18 protein-coding genes are annotated in these 19125 nt (G+C 73.4%); 13 read left to right on the plus strand and 5 right to left on the minus strand.

Annotation, left to right across the window (positions count from 1 at the left end; genetic code table 11):
• Window positions 1-15 precede the first annotated feature (15 nt).
• Genes B7C62_31540 through B7C62_31550 form a run of 3 tightly spaced genes read right to left on the minus strand, consistent with a single transcriptional unit; the run spans window position 16 to window position 4320 of the window.
• Window positions 16-2370, minus strand: coding sequence for a hypothetical protein (locus tag B7C62_31540; protein ID ARF76311.1), 2355 nt, complete (start codon window positions 2368-2370; stop codon window positions 16-18).
• A complete protein-coding gene (locus B7C62_31545) occupies window positions 2363-3952 on the minus strand; it encodes a methionine--tRNA ligase (GenBank protein ARF76312.1) in 1590 nt (529 codons plus the stop codon). Before B7C62_31545 ends, B7C62_31540 begins: the two co-directional genes overlap by 8 nt.
• The gene (locus tag B7C62_31550; protein ID ARF76313.1) at window positions 3949-4320 is read right to left on the minus strand and encodes a hypothetical protein; all 372 of its coding nucleotides are present in this window, start codon (window positions 4318-4320) and stop codon (window positions 3949-3951) included. Before B7C62_31550 ends, B7C62_31545 begins: the two co-directional genes overlap by 4 nt.
• Before the next feature lie 350 nt (window positions 4321-4670).
• Between B7C62_31550 and B7C62_31555 the strand changes: the two genes are divergently transcribed.
• The 11 genes from B7C62_31555 (at window position 4671) to B7C62_31605 (ending at window position 15532) form a co-directional block, all read left to right on the plus strand.
• Window positions 4671-6026, plus strand: coding sequence for an L-lysine 6-monooxygenase (locus B7C62_31555; GenBank protein ARF76314.1), 1356 nt, complete (start codon window positions 4671-4673; stop codon window positions 6024-6026).
• The gene (locus B7C62_31560; protein ARF76315.1) at window positions 6019-7080 is read left to right on the plus strand and encodes a hypothetical protein; all 1062 of its coding nucleotides are present in this window, start codon (window positions 6019-6021) and stop codon (window positions 7078-7080) included. The genes B7C62_31555 and B7C62_31560 overlap by 8 nt, the downstream gene beginning before the upstream one ends.
• A gap of 163 nt (window positions 7081-7243) precedes the next feature.
• Window positions 7244-8161 (plus strand): dihydrodipicolinate synthase family protein, encoded by a 918-nt coding sequence (locus tag B7C62_31565; protein ID ARF76316.1) that lies wholly within the window; start codon window positions 7244-7246, stop codon window positions 8159-8161.
• Window positions 8158-8544 (plus strand): hypothetical protein, encoded by a 387-nt coding sequence (locus tag B7C62_31570; protein ARF76317.1) that lies wholly within the window; start codon window positions 8158-8160, stop codon window positions 8542-8544. Before B7C62_31565 ends, B7C62_31570 begins: the two co-directional genes overlap by 4 nt.
• Window positions 8406-9581 carry a hypothetical protein gene (locus tag B7C62_31575; GenBank protein ID ARF76318.1) on the plus strand — a complete coding sequence of 392 codons (1176 nt, stop codon included), beginning with the start codon at window positions 8406-8408 and terminating at the stop codon, window positions 9579-9581. Before B7C62_31570 ends, B7C62_31575 begins: the two co-directional genes overlap by 139 nt.
• Window positions 9568-10329, plus strand: a complete 762-nt coding sequence (locus tag B7C62_31580) for a hypothetical protein (protein ARF76319.1) — start codon at window positions 9568-9570, stop codon at window positions 10327-10329. The genes B7C62_31575 and B7C62_31580 overlap by 14 nt, the downstream gene beginning before the upstream one ends.
• Window positions 10326-11066, plus strand: coding sequence for a hypothetical protein (locus B7C62_31585; protein ID ARF76320.1), 741 nt, complete (start codon window positions 10326-10328; stop codon window positions 11064-11066). The genes B7C62_31580 and B7C62_31585 overlap by 4 nt, the downstream gene beginning before the upstream one ends.
• Window positions 11067-11185: 119 nt before the next feature.
• The gene (locus B7C62_31590) at window positions 11186-11983 is read left to right on the plus strand and encodes a short-chain dehydrogenase (GenBank protein ID ARF76321.1); all 798 of its coding nucleotides are present in this window, start codon (window positions 11186-11188) and stop codon (window positions 11981-11983) included.
• Complete coding sequence (locus B7C62_31595) at window positions 11980-12882, plus strand: hypothetical protein (GenBank protein ARF76322.1); 903 nt, start codon at window positions 11980-11982, stop codon at window positions 12880-12882. Before B7C62_31590 ends, B7C62_31595 begins: the two co-directional genes overlap by 4 nt.
• A 210-nt stretch (window positions 12883-13092) precedes the next feature.
• Window positions 13093-13950, plus strand: a complete 858-nt coding sequence (locus B7C62_31600; protein ID ARF76323.1) for an amidinotransferase — start codon at window positions 13093-13095, stop codon at window positions 13948-13950.
• A 94-nt stretch (window positions 13951-14044) separates the two neighbouring features.
• Window positions 14045-15532, plus strand: a complete 1488-nt coding sequence (locus B7C62_31605; GenBank protein ARF76324.1) for an aspartate aminotransferase family protein — start codon at window positions 14045-14047, stop codon at window positions 15530-15532.
• Window positions 15533-15591: 59 nt separating this feature from the next.
• Here B7C62_31605 and B7C62_31610 read toward each other — a convergent pair whose 3' ends face one another.
• On the minus strand, window positions 15592-16392 hold the full coding sequence (locus B7C62_31610; GenBank protein ARF76325.1) for a hypothetical protein: 801 nt from the start codon (window positions 16390-16392) through the stop codon (window positions 15592-15594).
• 355 nt (window positions 16393-16747) lie between these two features.
• Between B7C62_31610 and B7C62_31615 the strand changes: the two genes are divergently transcribed.
• Window positions 16748-17386, plus strand: coding sequence for a hypothetical protein (locus tag B7C62_31615; GenBank protein ID ARF76326.1), 639 nt, complete (start codon window positions 16748-16750; stop codon window positions 17384-17386).
• Entirely contained in the window at window positions 17383-18438 is a 1056-nt protein-coding gene (locus B7C62_31620) for a hypothetical protein (protein ARF76327.1), read from the plus strand. The genes B7C62_31615 and B7C62_31620 overlap by 4 nt, the downstream gene beginning before the upstream one ends.
• A gap of 7 nt (window positions 18439-18445) precedes the next feature.
• Here B7C62_31620 and B7C62_31625 read toward each other — a convergent pair whose 3' ends face one another.
• Complete coding sequence (locus B7C62_31625) at window positions 18446-19048, minus strand: flavin-nucleotide-binding protein (protein ID ARF76328.1); 603 nt, start codon at window positions 19046-19048, stop codon at window positions 18446-18448.
• Between the last annotated feature and the right edge of the window lie 77 nt (window positions 19049-19125).

Raw genomic sequence — 19125 nt, forward strand, 5'->3', positions numbered from 1 at the left:
GTACGGTTCCGCCGGTCACACCGGGACGCGGCGGCCCAGGACGGACAGTGCCGCGTGCGCGGCCCGTTCGGCGGCGGCGGGGGCGGTCTTGAACCCCGCCCCGGACCATCCCGCGGCGGCCACCAGACGGGGCGCGCCGGGCAGCGGCCCGAGCAGCGGTCCGTGCGCGCCGTAGAGGTCCACGCCCCACCGCCCGCCCAGCGCGGGGGCCGTGGCCAGCCAGGGCCACCGGCCCCGTACGCCCTTCCTGATGTACGCGATGTCCCGTTCGGCCAGCCGGTCGGCGCCGCCGGGCCGGACATCCCACTCCTGGACCGGGCGGCCGGTGAGGAAGCCGCCGCCGAAGGCCCCGTCCACCTGCGGCCTGCCCCACGCCCCGGTGACCAGGTCGCTGACGGTGGGGACCGGATGCCCGGCGCCGCCGAAGAAGGCGTACCGGATGGTCTTCGTCCGCGGTGGCCCGCCGGGGGGCACATATCCGGCGGGCAGCAGCGCGGGGGTGCCCGCCCCCGCCGCCAGGACGACCACGGCCGCGGTGACGGCCCCGGTGGCGGTGCGCACCACGACGCCGGACGGACCGGCCACCACGGCGCGGACCGCGCCGCCGGGCAGGACCACGGCCCCGTGGGCCAGGGCGGCCCGGCGCTTCACGGCGGCGAAGGCGCGCGGGTCGGCGTAGCCGCCGCCCGGCTCCCAGACCGCCCCGGCCAGGCCCGCCGGGTCGATCTCCGGGTGCAGCGAGCGCAGCCGGTCGAGGTCGAGCAGCTGGGCCGGGATACCGGCCTCGCCCAGTTCGGCGACTCCGGCCGCCGCCTCCGGCAGGTCGTCGGGGCCCAGCAGGACCAGTGAGCCGGTCCGGCGGAACCCCGCCGCCTGCCGTTCGTCGTCCGCCGCGCCCCACAGCAGCTGATGGCTGCGGACCGCCAACGCCCGTGCCTCGGCGTCCGGTTCATAGGCCCGGACCAGGCCGCCGGAGTACCGGGTGGCCGAGGGGCCGCCCGCTTCGGGCTCGGTGGTCGCCACCGCCGCCCCGGCCTCGGCCAGCAGCGCCGCCACGGCCGCCCCGACCGCCCCGCAGCCGACCACCACGGCGTCCAGGTCGCAGGTGCCGGGGTGGGTGGAGAGCGTGCGGCCGTACAGCGGTGGCGCGGTGCCCGGGGCGACGGAGGAGCCCACGGCCGGTGCGGCGTGGCGACCGGCCGGTACGGGGGTGGGTGCGGCCGGGGTGGTGGGGTGACCGCCCGGTACGGGGGTGGGTCCGGCCGGTACGGCGTGGCGACCGGCCGCTGCCGTGGGGTGACCGCCCGTCGTCGGGGCGGGCTCGGCTGGAGCGGGTGCGGCCGGGGTGGCATGGTGACCGGTCCCCGCCGGGGTGAGGACGGCCACCGGGACGGTCTCCCAGCCGCCCCCCGGACCCAGGCCGTCCGGTTCGCCGCCGGGGGTGAAGCGCCGGGCGGTGCGGTCCCGTACGGCGGCCAGCAGCTCCCGGCCCCGTACGTCCGGCCGGTCCGCCAGCGCCGCGCCCAGCGCGCGGAAGGAGTCCTGGACCAGGGCGGCCGGGCCCCCGGCCAGCCGGGCGACCAGCGCCCGACCGGCCGCCGGGCCGAGCAGCTCGGCGAACTCCCCGATGGCGCAGTCGTCCGGGAACAGCAGCGGCCCGGTCCGCCCGGCCGCGACGGCCTGCCGGGCGGTGCGCGCGGCGCCCACATGGGTGCCGCAGACCAGGAGCGCGATGCTCCCGGCCGAGGGGCCCGGCGTCCGGACCACGGCGAGCCCGTCGTCCGGCAGCCCGGTCACGGTGTCGGCGAGGCGCCGCCCGTAATCACTGCCGTCGTCGGTGACGTCCAGCACGGTCCGCCCGGTGGCCAGTACCGCCGCCCGGAGCGCCACCAGCTGGCCGAGGTCGTCCGGGCACCAGCGCAGCGCCCAGCCGTCCGAACCGTCCAGCAGCCCGGGCCTGGTGGACAGCGGGAGGACCGCAGGCAGCCGGGCGTCCCGGTAGCCGGGCAGGGTGTGATACGCCCCCAGGCTGTTGAAGTGGCCGATGACGGCGGCGAGTTCCGGGTCCCGGGCGAGGCGCAGGCCCACCTCGCGGGCGACGGCCGCGTCCCCCCGGTCGTCGTGGAACTCCCAGGCGACCGGGGGAGCAGCGGCCGACGGGGTGACCGGTAAAGCACCCGGCGATGTGCCCGACGAAGCGCCCGGCGACGCACCCGGCGATGCGCCCGACGCACCCGGCGGGGCGAGCGACGAGGCGACCGGTGGCGCGAGCGCTCCCGCCACACCCTCCCGCAGCAACTCGCCCCAGGCCGCGCGCGGTCCGCTGAACGGGCCGACGACGGCGACCCGCGCCCGGCCCTGCTCAGCCACCGAAGACCGGTCCCGGCAGCGGGCCGAGCGGGGCCCCGGCGGGCAGCGGACGCAGCGCGTCGGCGTCCACCGGGCGCCCCTCCGGCAGACCGAGGGCCGCCGACAGCACCGCCGCCGCGTGCGGCATCACGGGGGCGGCCCAGGCCGACAGGGCCGCCGCCGCCGCGAGCTGGGCCGCCAGGGCGGCGCGGTGGGCGTCGCCCTCGTTCGGACGGTCCCGCTCATGGGCGTGGACATGGCCGAAGTCGTCCGCGCACCCGACCACTTCGTCCAGCAGGGCGGTCGCCCGGCGCGGGTCGAAGCCCGCCACACCGAGCGCCTCGCGCAGATCGGTGGCGGTCCGGGTGAGCCGGTCGCGCAGCAGCTCCCAGGCCGGTCCGGCGGGCGGCTGGTCGGGCACCCTACCGTCGCAGTCCTTGCCGATCTGCTCGAACAGCCGCGCCAGCCAGCCGTCCCACCGGTCGGACAGATGCCGCCGCGTCCGTCCCAGGGCCTCCGTGCTGAAGCTCGTCTGGCGGCCGTCGGGCCGGTCGGCCAGCACATGGAAGCGCAGGACGTCGGCGGGGGTGCGCTCCAGCTCCTCGTGCGCCCAGATGGCGTGCCGTCTGCTGGTGGAGAACTTCAGCCCCTCCAGCCGGTAGAACTCGTTGACCACGAACGCCTCGGGCAGCGGCGGCCGGGACGAGTGGGCGAGGAACTGCGCGGGGAACAGCAGCGCGTGGAAGTAGCCGTTGTCGAAGCCGAAGAACTGGACCAGGCCGCCGCCGGGGTGGTCGGCGGGGGCGCCGTACTGCCACAGATACCCCGGCCCCATCTCGAACCAGACGTAGATCCGCTGCTCCTCGAAGCCGGGGACCGTGGTGCGCAGCCCCCAGTCGCCGGGGTGGCTGACGGCGATCTCGGGCAGCCCGGCCGCGAGCATGGTCTCGCACAGGACGCGCAGGTGCGGGGGCATGGCCACCCGCCCCCAGAAGGCGGCGAGGCGGTCGGCGAAGGGGGCGAGCGGGAAGTAGAGCCGCTCGCAGTCGCGGAGCCGGGGCGTCGCCCCGCAGGGGACGCAGACCGGGTCGGAGAGGTCGGCGCAGTCGTTGGGGCGCCCGCAGGGCTCGCAGGCGTTGCCGTTGGAGGACGAGCCGCAGTGCGGGCAGCCGCCCGCCACGTACGCCTCGTACAGCCAGCGCTCGCAGGAGTCGCACCAGGGCAGCGGACGGGTCCGGGCGACGATGTGGCCCTGCTCGTACAGCTCCCGTACGAACCCCTGGACGTACGCGTCGTATCCGGCGTCCTGCCGGGGCAGGCTCAGCGTGTCGAAGTCCACCCCGGCGCGGCGCCAGACGCCGGTGATGGAGGCGCCGTAGCCGTCGGCGACCTCCTCGCCGGTGCGCCCGCCGTCCTTGAGGCCCCGCACCGGGACGTAGCTCTGGTGGTCGTCCAGCCCCGAGGTATAGCGGACGGGGACGCCATCGGCGGCCAGGAAACGGCGCAGCACGTCCCCGGCGATGTAGGGACCGGCCATATGACCCAGGTGCAGATCGCCGTTGGGGGTGGGCGGGGTGGCGGTGATCCAGGTCGCGGCGCTCATGCCCGTACCTCCGTGGTGTCGCCGGGGCGGGGCTCGCGCAGGGGCCAGTAGAAGGAGACCCAGGTGCACGGCCCGTCGAGCGGGTTGCGCACCACGTGTTCCTTGTTGCGGGGCAGGACGATCATCTCTCCGGCCCCGAACTCCGCCGTCTCGCCGTCGAGTTCGATGGTCCCCCCGCCGGAGAGCACGATCATGATCTCGTCCTGGTCATGGAGGTCGGGGTCGGAGGCGGCCCCGGCGGGCAGGAAGCAGGCCATCGCGCCGACCGGGGGCTCGGGCTGGTCGCCGGCCCACGGGATCAGGCGCTGGCAGGCCATGCCGAACTCCGGGACCGCGCTTGCCTCTTCGATGCGGAATTTCGTAATCATGATTCCTCGTTCGCGAGGGGCGGCGGAAAATGCCGTACGGGGCCGGGAACCGGGTTCCGCCGACGTATTCTCGCCGGAATGTGACGGCGGTCTCCCGGAAGGCCGGCCGGACCGTTTTTCGGTCGGTCCGCCGAATCGTAGGCAAGTTCCCCCGTCATTTCCCAGGGGTCTCGGAAGGTTGTCCACCGGGGGTGACACAAGGGCGTCGGACGTCTCCCCGGGGCGACATCCGGATGTCCTCCGTCGTAGGTAGTCGCGGCGCCGCGGCGCTGCCTATGTTTGCCGCACCGTTCCACAGCGAGTAGGCCGCAGTGGTTACGTTCCCGCACGTCATGGAGGGTGCACCGACTATGTCCCAGACTCAGGACGTTCCGTCGCCGCTGTACGACGTGGTCGGCATCGGCTTCGGGCCGGCCAACCTGGCGCTGGCCGCGGCACTCATGGAGCAGGGCGAGCGCCACGGCCCCGGGAGCACGCCCCGCGCGCTGTTCCTGGAACGCAAGGAGAGTTTCGGCTGGCACCGCGGAATGCTGCTGGACGACGCCACCATGCAGGTTTCCTTCCTCAAGGATCTGGTGACCCTGAGGAATCCCACGAGCCGTCTGAGCTTCGTCTCGTATTTGCATGCCCGGGAACGCCTGGTGGATTTCATCAACCACAAGGTGCTCTATCCGAGCCGTGCCGAGTTCCATGACTACCTGGAATGGTGCGCGGCCCAGGTCGAGGACCTGGTGCGCTACGGGACCGAGGTCACCGAGGTCCGTCCGGTCACCGTGGACGGGGTGACCGAGCTCCTCGAGATCGTCGGACACGCCCCGGGGACCGGCGGGGAGACGGTGCTGTGCCGCACCCGGAACCTGGTCGTCGCGACCGGGCTCCGGCCGCAGCTGCCGGAGGGCGTCACCCTCTCCGACCGTGTGTGGCACAGCAGTTCACTGCTCCCGAGCCTGGAGGCCCTGCCCGGCCCTGCACCGGAGCGGTTCGTCGTGGTCGGAGCAGGGCAGAGCGCCGCCGAGGCCACCGACCATCTGCACCGCACCTATCCGCGGGCCGAGGTCTGCTCGGTCTTCAACCGCTACGGCTACAGCCCCGCCGACGACAGCCCCTACGCCAACCGGATCTTCGACCCGGCGGCCGTCGACCACTACTACGGTGCCGCGCAGGACGTCCGGAAACGGCTGATGGACTACCACCGCAACACCAACTACGCCGTCGTGGACATCGACCTCATCGACGAGCTGTACCGCCGCGCCTACCAGGAGAAGGTGCACGGCACGGTACGGCTGCGCATGATGGCCGCCTCCCGCGTCACCCGTCTCGACGGGGCGCAGGGCGCCGACGGCCGGGTCACCGTGGAGGTGCTGAACCAGCTCGACGGCACCCGGGAGGAACTCCGCGCCGACGGCGTGGTGTTCGCCACCGGCTACACCGCTCCCGACGCCGGTCCGCTGCTCGGCAAGGCCGAACCGTACTGCGCCCGGGACGCCGAGGGCCGCCTGCGGATCACCCGGGACTACCGGGTGGTGACCGACGATTCGCTGACCGCCGGTATCTACCTCCAGGGCGGCACCGAGCACACCCACGGCATCACCTCCTCCCTGCTGTCGATGGCCGCGGTGCGCGCCGGAGAGATCCTCGACTCGCTGCTGGCCCGCCACCGCACGGGCGGCGTCCCGGCCGTCAGCGGCGGGGACCGCCATGCCTGAGACCGTCATCGTCGGCGGCGGGGTCGTCGGCGCCGCGGCCTTCCACGCACTGGCCGCCCGGGGCGAACGGGTGACGCTCCTGGAGCGGCACCGCCCCGGCCTCGGCGCCACCGCCTGGAGCGGCGGCATCGTCCGGGTCTTCCACCGCGAGCCCGAACTCGGCGACCGGGCCCTGGAAGGCTGGGAGTACTACCGCGAGTTCGCCCGCCGCACCGGGGAGCCCGCCCCCTTCACCCCCAGCGGCTTCCTCTCCCTGGTCGGCCCGGAACAGGCCGACGACGCCCGCAAGGAGACCGCCCGCATCGCGGACCGCACCCCCGCCCGCTGGCTGGACCCCGGGGAGCTGGCCGAGCGGTTCGGCGCGATCCTCGCGGACACCACCGGCGGCGGGGTCTGGGAGCCGCAGGCCGGGTACCTCGACCCCTCGGACGTCGTACGCGGCTGGGTCCGGGCCGGACAGCGGGCGGGCGGAACCCTCCTCGCGGGCACCCCGGTGCACGGACTCTCCCGTACGGCGGGCCGCGTCACCGGCGTCCACACCGCCCGCGGCGAACTGGCCGCCGACACCGTGGTGCTGGCCACCGGACCGGCCACCCCCGCCCTGCTGACAGGCTGGGGCATCGAGCACCGGCTCTGGCTCCAGACCATCCAGGTCGACCTGCGCCGCCCCGCCGCGCCGGTCCCCGGCCACCCCGCCTTCACCGACCACCTGTACGAGACCAACGGCCGCCCCGACCCCGACTCCGGGGGCATCTTCACCGGCCACCCGACGGGCCAGCGGCCAGGCGGCGAGCACACGGGAGAGCTCGACCCGGAGTGCACGCGCCGCGCCGGGGAGGCCGCCGCACGGCGCCTCGCCTGGGTCGCGGACAGCAGACCCGAAGGCGGCCTGCGGGCCGCCGAATGCCACGCGCCCGGCGAACTGGGCGCGGTCGGACCGCTGCCCGGCGGACCGGACGGCCTGCTGCTCGCCACCGGCTTCAACGGCGGCGGCTTCAAGATGGCGCCCTGGGCGGCCGGTGAGATCGTCCGCCGGATCACCGGCTCCCGCTGAACCGGAGCCCGCGCCACGCCACTTGGGAAACCGGCCGCACGTTCCCGCGAAGCCGCTCGGGACCGACCGCATGCTCCCGCCCAGTCACCCGGGACACCGGCCGCGCGGTCCCGCCGCTCCCGTCACCACCACCGCACACGAACCCAGCACAGATGGGATCTCCATGAGCAAGCAGATCCGGGGAGTCCTCCCGGTCATCCTGATGCCCTACGCGGACACCGGGGAACTCGACGAGGAGGACTTCCTCTCCCAGGCCGACCACATCTTCGACTCGGGCTGCGACGGCCTGGTCGTCGGCCAGATGTCCGAACTCCTGCGGCTGACCCACGCCGAACGGCTGCGCGTGGCCGAGCTGTGCGCCAAATCCGTCCAGGGGCGCGGGATCTCGGTGATGAGCACCGGGGCCGAGACCGCCGAGGCGGCCGTCGAGTACTCCCGGCACGCCGAAGCGGCGGGGGTGGACGCCCTGCTGGTCATGCACCCGGCGACCCTGCCCCTGGACGACGACGGGATGGTCGAGTACTACAGCCGGATCGTCGAGTCCGTCACCATCCCCATCATCGTCCACCACGCCAAGAGCCTGGCCAAGATCCCGCTCTCCATCGACGCCCAGGCCCGGCTGCTGCGCCAGTACGGCGAGGACCGGGTGATGTTCAAGCCCGAGGCCCAGCCCACCCCGCCCCGCGTCAGCCAGCTGCGGGACGCCACCGACGGCCGCGCCCGGATCTTCGAGGGCGACGGCGGCATGATGCTGCTCGACTGCCACCGCAGGGGCCTGGCGGGCACCATCCCCGCCACCGAGACCGCCGAGATCGTCGGCACGCTCTGGCGGCTGCTGGAGTCCGGCGACCGGGAGAACGCGGAGCGGATCGGCTACCCGCTCTCGTACCTCATGTGCCACATGATGAACAGCACCGACTACTACCTCTCGATCGCCAAGCGCTTCCTGAAGGAGCGCGGGATCGTCAAGAACACCCTCGTCCGCGGCCCGAGCAGGCATGTGCTGGACGAGGAGTCCTGGTCGGAGGTCGACCGCCTCTACACCCACCTCCTCACCCTCTCCAAGGAGCTCTCCCGATGAAGAACCACGCCTTCACCATCCGTCTCAAGGACGAAGCCGCCGCCGAGAAGTACATCGCCCTGCACCGCGAGGTCTGGCCGGAGATCGTCGGCCCCGGCGGTGCGCTCGACACCATCGGCGTACGCAAGCTCCAGATCTTCTACATCGACCCGCTCACCCTCTTCATGTACGTCGAGGCCGAGGACCACTTCGAGCCCGTCCGGGACTTCCTGCGCGCCAACGACCTGCACCCCAAGGTCCAGGAGTGGGACGACATCATGCACACCGACGGCGGCCTGCTGCAGCGCCACCCGGGCAACGACGGCAAGCTCAACTGGGCCCCGATGCGCCGCATCCACCACGTCGACTTCACCGGCACGCTGCCCGACCTGGAGGACAAGTGACGACCGGGGCGGCACCGGCCGCGGAGCGCGTCGTACTCGACTGCACCCTGCGCGACGGCGGTTACTACACCAACTGGGAGTTCGACACCGCACTGGTCCGCGACTACCTGGCCCTCTGTCCCCGACTGGGCGTCAATGTCGTCGAGTTGGGCTACGTACGGTTCCACGAGGGCAACTGGGGCCCGTACGGCGACCTGCCGGGCGCGCTCACCCAGGAGCTGGCCGGCGCGCTCCCCGACGGCCACGGCCTGCGCTTCGCCGTGATGGTCGACGCCGCCGACTTCGCGGGGCTGCCGCCCGGCAAGGTCGGCCAGCTGCTCGCCGACAAGCTGGTGGACTCCGCGATCCCCGTGGACCTGGTCCGGGTCGCGGTCCGCTACAACCGGGTGGCGGGCTGCGTTGAGGCCGTCCAGTCGCTGCGCGAGGCGGGCTTCGGCGTCTGCCTCAACCTGATGCAGATCGACCTGGCGAGCGAGGAGGAGACGGACGCCTGCGTCGGAGCGGCCCAGCGCATGGGCCCGCTGGAGGCGCTCTACCTCGCCGACTCGCTCGGCTCGCTGCGCCCCGCGCGCACCGCCCGGCTGGTCCGCCGCCTCGCCACCGGGGTGGGCGCCCCGGTGGGCATCCACGCCCACGAGAACCAGGGCTTCGCGCTGCACAACACCCTGGTGGCGCAGGCCGAGGGCGCGACCTGGCTGGACGGCACCGTGCACGGCATGGGGCGCGGCGCGGGCAACACCCGCACCGAGGAGCTGCTGGCCGCGCTCGGCGCGGAGGCGGACACGCTCCAGCCCCTCCAGGAGCTGATCGTGCGTCACTTCCTCCCGCTGATGGAGCGCTACCGCTGGGGCGCGGGCGGACTGTACGGGCTGGCCGGGCTGCACCATGTGCACCCCACCTACGTACAGCGCCTGGAGGAGAGCCTCGGCCAGGACCAGGAGGCCAAGATCCGCGCCATGGACTTCCTGGCCAAGGTCCCCTCCGCGTCGTTCACCGCCGCACTCCTGGAGAGCGCGGAGGACCATGCCCGGGGCTGAGCGGCTGCTCGAACTCCTCATCCGCCACCGAGTCGTCGTCTTCGACCTGGACGGGGTGCTGGTCGACTCGAACGAACTCAAGGCCGAGTGCATGGGAGAGGCCCTCTCCCCGCTGGGAACGGCGCGGGTGACGCCCTTCCTGGAGGAGTTCCGCGCCACGTTCGGCCGGTCCAGGCGCGAGCACTTCGCGGCGTTCCACCGCGACTACCTGGGCCGGCCGGACGAGGGCGAGGAGTTCGAGACCTTCTACGAGCGGTACGCGGGGGCGTACGCGGCACTGCTGCGCGACCGCTACCCGAACGCACCCCTGTGCGCCCACGCCGACCTGCTGGTCAAGGAACTGGTCACCCGGGGCCTTCCGCTGTACGTGGCCACCGGCACGCTCACCGGCGAGGCACGCCGCGTACTGGAGGGCCACGGACTGCTGGACTCCTTCCGGGGCGTCCTCGGCGGCGAGCGGCCCAAGTGGCAGCGGCTGGGGGAGATCCTGGCGGACGTCGGCCTGCCGCCGTCGGCGGCGGTGCTCGTCGGCGACTCGCGGCAGGATCTGCTGGCCGCGCACCGGGCCGGCACCTCCTTCCAACTGGTCACCCGGTACGGCTTCTTCGGGCATGATCGAGTACTGACCGGGGCGGAGGCACAGGGCTCGCGCTGGGCGGTCGACCTCCTCCCCGACGGCCCCGTCTCCGCTCCGGTCACCGACCTGTCGGCACGCTCCATCGACCAGAAGGCACCGGACGGACCATGAACGACATCGCTGACCTGCCGCCCGTGGTGATCTCCGGGGCGACCCGGGGCATGGGGCGGGCCCTGGCCCTGCGCTTCGCGGCGCTGGGCCACCCGGTGGCAGGCTGCGGCCGCGACCCCGGGGCCGTAAGGCGGCTCGCCGCCGAGCTCGGCCCCGGGCACCTGGTCCAGGCGGTGGACGTGGGCCGCCCGGACGAGGTGCTCCGGTGGGCGGAAGCGGCGCGGACCGGGCTGGGCACCCCCGGCCTGGTCGTCGCCAACGCCGGGGTGGTGCACGCCCAGCGGCCCGTCTGGGAGGTCCCGCCCGCCGAGTTCGAGGAGACCCTGCGCACCAACGTGGGCGGGGTGTACGCGATGTGCCGGGCGCTGCTGCCCCAACTGGCGGAGCGCGGCGGCACGTTCGTCGCGGTGTCGTCGGGCTGGGGCCGGTCGCCCCGGCACCACCTCGCCGCGTACACCGCGTCGAAGTTCGCCGTCGAGGGGCTCGTCCGGGCGGTGGCCGACGAGGTGCCCGCCGGGGTGAAGGTGCTGGCGGTGGCGCCCGGCAGCGCGGTGGACACCGACGGACTGGCCACCTGCCTGCCCGAGGAGCACACCGGCTACCCGGCGCCCGAGCGGTGGGCGGTCCCGGCGGTGGACTTCCTGCTCCACGGCCTGGCCGACATCCCCGGCGGCACGACCGGCCTCAGCTTTCCCGAACCCGAGCCCGAACCTGAGCTCGAACGAACCTGGGCGTGAACGCGAACCCGAGCGTGAACGCGAACCCGGGCCCGACCCCCGGGTGCGAGCCTGACCCCGCCCCGGGCCCCCGATCCACCGCAGTCCAGCAGACCGAACAGTGAGGACCGACCATCCCCATGTCCCAGCCCGCACAGCCCACCCGCAGCACCGCCCCGCTCGACGGACGCCGGGTGGTGATCACCGGCGCCTCCCGCGACTTCGGGCGGACCCTGGCCATCCGCTTCGCCCAGCAGGGCGCCGAGGTGTACCTGTCGGCCCGTACGCGGAAGGCGGCCGAGGCGGTCGCGCAGGAGATCCGGGACCTCGGCCTCGGCCCGGCGCACTCCTTCGCCTGCGACCTCACCGACCCCGCCGCCGTCCGCGCCTTCGCCGAGGGCGTCGGTGAGCTGACCCCGGCCGTCGACATCCTCGTCCACAACGGCGCCCGCTGGCTGGAGGGCACCGACCTGCTCTCCGTCGAGGACGACGACGTGGTCGACACCATCGCCTCGGGCGCCACCGGCACGGCCCTGGTGACCAAGAGCTTCCTGCCGCTGCTGCTCGCCTCCGAGCAGCCCGACATCGTCGGCATGGTCTCGGTGTGCGGAGTGCCCGGCAACCACCGCTCCGAGGCGCACGCCGCCTTCTACGCGGCCAAGAGCGCGCAGGCCGGTTTCCTGGACGTCCTCTCCGCCCGGTTGCGGCCGCAGGGCGTGCGCGTCATCGGCCTCTACCCGCCGGACTTCGACAACCACGACCCGCTCTCCGCCGACTGGGAGAGCGCCGAGCGCACCGCCTCCTCGCAGCTGACCGCCCAGTCGCTCAGCGAGTGCGTGCTGTTCGCGGTGGGCCAGCCGAGGGACTGCTTCATCCGCTCGTTCCACTTCGAGCAGGTGCGGGAGCCCGGGCCCGCCCCGGAAGAGGGCACCGGATGACCGTCACGGACCCGGCGGACGGCCGGGACTGGTCCGGCAAGGCGGCGCAGGCCGAGGCGGTGGCCGCCGCCGACCCGTCCCTCGCGCTCGGCGTGCGCGTGTACGACGACCCGGAGGAACTGGCCGTACGGCTGGGGGAGTCGAGGCTCACCACGGTGCTGCGCCCGGAGTTCACCGAGGACATGGGCTCGGCGGTCTTCCATCGGCCGGACACCGTGCTCGCCCCGGCCGTCACCGAGGAGCTGTGGGCGGCCGGCCGGGTGGTGGCCCACACCTTCCGCCCCGGAGTGCCGCACTTCGCCAACGGGACCGTACGGGACGGGCTGTTCGTCCTCACCGACTGCTGGCGCTGCTTCACCCTGCCCGAGCGCGAGCACTGGGCGCTGACCAGCGTCATCAACCCGGCGCCCGACTCGGCGACCACCGGTCTGCTCGCCCGGCGGCTGCGCCAACTGCCGGGGGCGATCGGCCTCCCCGACGGCCCGCTCCACCTGGAGGTCGTGGTGGACGCCGACGAGGTCGCGGTCGTCAAGTTCCTTCCCCGGGTGGCCGCTTACCCCTTGCCCGAACTGTGCGCCCTGCTCGGTGTCGAGGGCCAGGCGTCGGACCGCCCCTACGACTCCTACCGGGACATCGGCTTCGCCGGGGACTACTCCTTCCGCGTCCCGCACCCCGGGCGGCTGACCGGGATCGAGGACCTGCCCGGGCTGCGGGAACGGCCGTCCTTCGCGGCGGACGAGCTGATCCCGGAGCCGGGCGAGTGGCTGGAGCCGGGCGCCAACGAGAGCGCCCAGATGACCTTCCTGCTGCGCCACTCCGACGAGTTCACCATCCACGCGGATGTCGAGCACTACCAGCACCGGCACCGCCAGGGAGTCTTCCGGCTCGCCACCTCCTGAACCGCGCTCCCCGAACCGCTTTTCCTGACCGGCACTTCCCGAACCGCGCTCCCTGAACGGCGCTTCCTGAACGGCGCCTTCTGACCGGCGCCTCCTGATCCGCTCCGCCGGGCCGGCCCATCCCGTCGGCCCGGCGGCCACCCGACGTGCGGAGCCCCGGCCACGAGCCCCGCTCCCAGCCCGCCCACCCCGCCCAGACAAGGAGCCGACATGCCTTCCGGCGAACCCCAGCAGACGTCCTCCCCCGACCGGCCCGCTCGGACCGCCCGCCCCCGCGAGCTGCTGATGTGCCGCCCCGCCCACTACGACGTCACCTACTCGATCAACCCCTGGATGCACCCCGAGAAACCGGTCGACACGGCCCTCGCCCTCGCCCAGTGGGAACAGCTGCGCTCCCTGTACGAGGACGCGGGCCACACCGTGCACACCATCGAGCCCGAACAGGGCCTGCCGGACATGGTGTTCGCCGCCAACGGGGCCACCGTGGTGGACGGCAAGGTCCTGGCCGCCCGGTTCCGGCACGTCGAGCGCACCGCCGAAGGACCCGCCTACCTCCAGTGGTTCCTGAACAACGGCTGGGCCGACACCCTGTGGCCCGAGCACATCAACGAGGGCGAGGGCGACTACCTGCTGGCCGGCCGCCGTCTGCTGGCGGGCACCGGCTTCCGCACCGACGCGCGCTCGCACGCCGAGGCCCAGGAGTTCTTCGGCGTCCCGGTCACCGGCCTCACCCTGGTCGACCCCCGCTTCTACCACCTGGACACCGCGCTGTCGGTGCTCTCCGACGACGAGATCATGTACTACCCGGACGCGTTCAGCCCCGGCAGCCGGGCCGTGCTGCGCGAGCTCTACCCGGATGCGCTCCTCGCCTCCCACGCGGACGCCGACGTCTTCGGGCTCAACGCGTTCAGCGACGGGCTCCACGTCTTCCTGCCGCAGGCCGCGACCGGACTCGCGGCCCAGCTCGCCGAGCGCGGCTTCGAACCGGTCGGCACCGACCTGTCCGAACTCCTCAAGGCGGGCGGCAGCACCAAGTGCTGCACGCTGGAGCTGCGCCGCCCCGCCTGACCGGACGAGCGCCCGCCGCGACCCCTCCGGTCCCTCTTCGCGGCGGCCGTGCCCGTGCCCGGCCGCCGCCCCCGCCAGAGAAGGAAGCAGAACCATGAGCCCCACACCCACCGGAGAAGCCGCGCCGCCCACCGCCGAGGGGCTGCCGGCCGCCCTGCCCGACGACAGCGCCGCCGTCCTCGAACTGGCCGGAAAGGCCGCCGCGGAGTACGTCGCCGCGCTCACCGACGAGCCGGCGGCCCCCCGGCGGCAGCACGAGGACGACTGGCAGGACGCCCTGGCCCGGTTCACCGGCCCGCTGCCCGACCAGGGCATGGGCGCGGCGGCGGCCGTACGCGAACTGGCCGAGCACGCCCTGCCGCAGGCCGTCCGCTCCTCGGGCCCCCGCTACTTCCACTTCGTCACCGGCGGCACCACCCCCGCCGCACTCGGCGCGGACTGGCTGGCCGCCACCATCGACCAGAACGCCGCCGCCTGGGTCTGCTCCCCGCTCGCCACCCAGCTGGAGACGGTCGCGCTGGGCTGGCTGAAGGAGCTGTTCGGGCTCCCGGCACCGTGGGGCGCGGTCACCACCACCGGCGGCACCATGGCCAACTTCACCGGTCTGGCCGCCGCCCGCCGCTGGTGGGCCCGGCGGCACGGTGTGGACGTGGACGTCCAGGGGCTGGCCGGGCTGCCCGTGATGCCGGTGTTCGGCAGCGGGTTCGCGCACGCGAGCATCGCCAAGTCGCTCGGGATGCTGGGGCTCGGCCGCTCCGCCCTGCGCCGGTTCCCCGCCGACGGCACCGGCCGCCTCGACCTGGACGCGCTGCGTACCGCGCTGAGGGAACTGGACGGCGCACCGGCCGTCCTGGTGGCCACGGCCGGTGAACCGGACGCGGGACGGTTCGACCCCGTGGCCGAACTCGCCGACCTGGCGGCAGAGTTCGACGTATGGCTCCATGTGGACGGGGCGTTCGGGCTGTTCGCGGCGCTGGACGGACGCACCGCCCATCTGGTCGAGGGCGTCGAGCGCGCCCACTCGGTCGCCGCCGACGGGCACAAGTGGCTCAACGTCCCCTTCGACACCGGCTTCAGCTTCGTCCGCGACCCGGCGCTGCTCGGTTCGGTCTTCACCAACCAGGCGGCCTACCTGGTGGACGTGGACGACCCGCACATCAACTACGCCAACCTCGGCCCGGACAACTCCCGGCGGGCCCGCAGCCTCGCGGTCTGGGCCACCCTCGCCGCCTACGGGCGCGACGGCTACCGGCAGTTGGTGTCGCGGCACCTCGCGGTGGCGACGGGCTTCGCCGAGCAGGTGCGGCAGGACCCGGATCTGGAACTGCTCGCCCCGGTGGTGCTGAACGCGGTCTGCTTCCGGGTCCGCCCGAGGGGTGTGCCGGAAGGCGAACTGGACGCCCTCAACCGGAGGCTGGCCGAACAGCTGCTGCTGGACGGCCGGGTCCACCTGGGCGCCACCACCTTCGACGGCCGCGCGGCCCTGCGTCCCGTCTTCGCCAACTGGCGTACGTCACCGCAGGACGCCGGGCTGATCCTGGAGGTGCTGCGGGAACTACTGGACCGGGAGACCGCCGCCTAGAGACGCACTGCCGATGGTGCCGGGCCCGTATCCGCCCGGCACCGCACCGCACGCCCCGTTCACGGGGAAGGGGGCGGAACCTGGCCCGCCGCGGAGAGCCCGACCGCGGCGGGCATCCGGGTACGGGAGGTCTTCGCGCGCGGCATCCGGGAGAGGGAGGCGCGCTCGGAGCGGGCGGGGACGGGCTCCGTCCCGCGCCGGTACCGTACGGCGAGGAGAGCGAGCTGCACCCGGTCGCGGGCCCCGAGTTTGGTCATGATCCTGCTCACGTAGGTCTTGGCGGTGAGCGGGCTCAGAGTGAGGCGTTCGGCGATCTCGTGGTTGGTGCGCCCCTCGCCGACCAGCGCCAGGACCTCGTGCTCACGCTCGCTGAGCCGCCCGGCGGCCTCCCCCTCGACGGGCGGCTGCGGTGGCCCCGCCTCCGACCGCAGGCGGGTGATGCGGCGGTACTCCTCCGTCAGCCTGCGGGTGTGCCTCGGCCCGAGCCAGGACCCGCCCGCCGCGACCGCCCGTACGGCACAGAGCAGATCGTGCGGGTCGGTGTCGGCGGAGAGGAAGCCGCGGGCTCCGGCGGCCAGCGCCCCGAAGAGGTGGGCGTCATGGTCGTTGAGGGTGATCAGTACGGGGCCGCAGCCGAGTTCGGAGACGATCCGGCTCACAACTGCCGTGTCCAGGACGTCGGTTCCGGGTTGCCGCGCGTCCATGACCACGACGTCGAGCCGTAGCCCGGGGGCCTTGGCGAGCAGGCTCTCGGCCGTGGCGAAGGTGTCGAGGACACACACGTCCGGTGCGGATTCCAGGATCATGCGCAGTCCGGAGCGGGCCGGTGCGTGCGCGTCGGCCACGGCGACGCGGATCATCACGAAGTGCTCCTGTGGGGACGAGGCGAGCGGTGCTTGCGGGTTGACCGGGCGGTGCTTGCTGTACGGCGAGCGATCGGACGGTGCGACACCGGGGTTACCGGCTTTCCGCCCTATCGCGAAGTCCCGAGGACAAGAGGCCGACATCTTCCGCCCACGCTTTGCGGCGCTGTCGCGGTGTCATACCGGTTTCCCCCATTAGTGCGTCTTATCCTCCGGCTGCGGTACTGCTTCCTGCCATTTGAGGAGGTGATCCTTTCGATTAATAGTGATACTTTTCTCGCCATGCGGCGTACGACCGAAGGAGGATTCGAGCCTCCTACTTGAAGCCGCCGGTACGCTCGGGGGGCGCCTGATGGTCCGTGTCCTTGTGATAGACGACGAGGCACTGGTGCGGGAGGCCCTGCGGCTGCTGGTGTCCTCCTTCCCGGGCTTCGAGGTCTCGGTCAGCCATCCCGTCGGGGCCGTGGACCAAGCCCGCAGGTCACAGGCCGACGTCGTCCTGCTGGACCTGCTGATGCCGGGCCACGACTGGCTGGAGCTGCTCGCGGGTCTGCGTGCGCTGGAGCCGGCCCCGGCGGTCGCCGTGCTCACCGCCTCCGAGATCCCGGGGGCGGTCGGGGCCGCCCTGCGCGCAGGCGCTTGCGGCTTTCTCCTCAAGGACATGCACCCGGAATTCCTGGAGCATTCCCTGCGTGCTCTCGCGGCCGGTGGTGTGATATGTGTTCCGCCCGCGAGTGCCGAGGCTGTCGCCGCGGAACTTATGCCCGTCGGCGTGATCGAGGAGCCCGCCCTTTCCCTCGATAATGTCACGGAGCGTGAGCGGGAGGTCCTCATGCTTCTCGCGCTGGGTCTCCAGAACGCCGAAATCGCCCGCCAGCTCAATATCGGCGTTACCACCGTGAAGACTCATGTGGGTGTACTCAAAAGCAAACTGGGAGTTCCCAACAGGGTGGTGCTCGCCTCCGTCGCACAAAAGGCGGGATTGGCATGAGCATTTCCAAAAAGCATTTCCTGGCCGAGGCCGCCGTCGTCTCCCTGGCCCTGGTGGAGATCGGCGCCACCCGTACGCTCGGCCCGGCCTGGGTGCTGCCCTGGGCGGTGGTCGCCGCGCTCGCCCTGCCGTTCCGCAACCGCTTCCCCCAGGCGGTCCTGGCGGCCTCGATGCCCGCCCTCGCCAGCAGCTACCTATGGTTACCGGCCATCTTCCCGCTGTATGCCCTCGCCCGCGGCGGAGCCTCGCGCGCCCGGGTGTGGATCTGGGCCGGTTCGGTCGGCCTGGTGATGGCCTTTCCCTGGCCGCACTCGCTGCCCACCGCATGGTCCTGGGAACAGGCCATCCTGCACGCGCTGGCCGCCGCTCTGCTGGTGATCGCCCCGGTCGGCCTCGGTTCGGTGACCGCTGCGCATCGCGAACTGACGGACAAGGCGTGCGAATTGGTACGCAGTCGTGAACGGGAACGTACGCTTTCGGCAATCGGAGCGGTGATAGCTGAGCGTGAGCGCATCGCTCGCGACATGCACGACAGCCTGGCCTACCACCTGAGCCTGATCGTCCTCAAACTCCCGGCCGACGACCCCGTCCGGCAGCACGCCGTCGAGGCGCTGGGCGAGGTCCGCCGTACGGTCGGCGCCCTGGAGACACCGGGGCTCGCCGAACTCCCCGCCCTGGTGGAGGCCGTGGGCCCGCACGCGAGCCTGAGCTACCTCGGTACCACCTCCCGGGCCCGCTGCCCCCTGCCCGTCCAGCAGGCCGCCTACCGCGTCGCCCAGGAGGCGCTGGCCAACGCCTGCCGCCACGCGCCGCTGGCCGCTGTCCGCGTCGTCGTCGACCAGGGCCCGGACGTGCTCGCCCTCACCGTCCACAGCGCGGGCCCGCCGACCGACCCGCTCCCGGGCATCGCCCCCGGCGGCCACGGACTGGCCGGGCTCCGCCGCCGGGTCTCCGATCTGCACGGCACGCTCCACGCGGGCCCGGCCCCCGGCGGCGGCTTCCGGGTCCGGGCCGTGCTGCCCTACTCGTACGCGGAACCGTTCCTGGGCTGAACCGCCCTCAGAACCGCAGCAGATGGGCGGGCGGCGCGATGGAGTCCGGGAGGGCCGGGTCGGGCACCGGGGCGCCGCGTACGGTGGTCAGCGGCAGCACCCCGGCCCACAGGCCGAGCGCGGCGTCCAGGCTGTCGGCGTCGTCCGGCGGCCCGGTCCGCACCTTCACCGACGCCTCGTCCAGCCCCAGCGCCAGCAGCGAAGTGGCCGCCAGCTCCTTGCGGTTGGGGCGCCGCGCGTACTCCCACTGGCCCGGCGCCGCCTGCTCGGTCACCACCCGCAGCCCCGCCAGCTTCTCGTCCTCGTCGGTCACCGGCCGGGGCGTCCCGTAGACCATGGCGCTGCGGTAGTTGACGCTGTGCTCGAACAGCGAACGGGCCACCACCACGCCGTCCACATGCGTGACCGTGACGCAGACCTCGGCGTGCGGCGCCCGGACCAGGCTGGGGGTGGCGACCGAGCCGTGGAAGTACAGGGTGTCGGCGGTCGCGCCGTACACCGTGGGCACGACCCTCGGCGTACCGTCCACGACGACGCCCAGATGGCAGACGAACCCGGCCGCCAGGACCGCGTCCAGGTCGGCCCGCGCGGTGCGCGCCTTCTCCTTCATACGACGCAGACGCGTCCGGTCGGTACCGGCGAGCTCATCGCCGGGGACGGGGGACTGCGGGGTGCTCACCGTGTGAC

Source organism: Kitasatospora albolonga (genome assembly GCA_002082585.1).
Lineage (GTDB): Bacteria > Actinomycetota > Actinomycetes > Streptomycetales > Streptomycetaceae > Streptomyces > Streptomyces stephensoniae.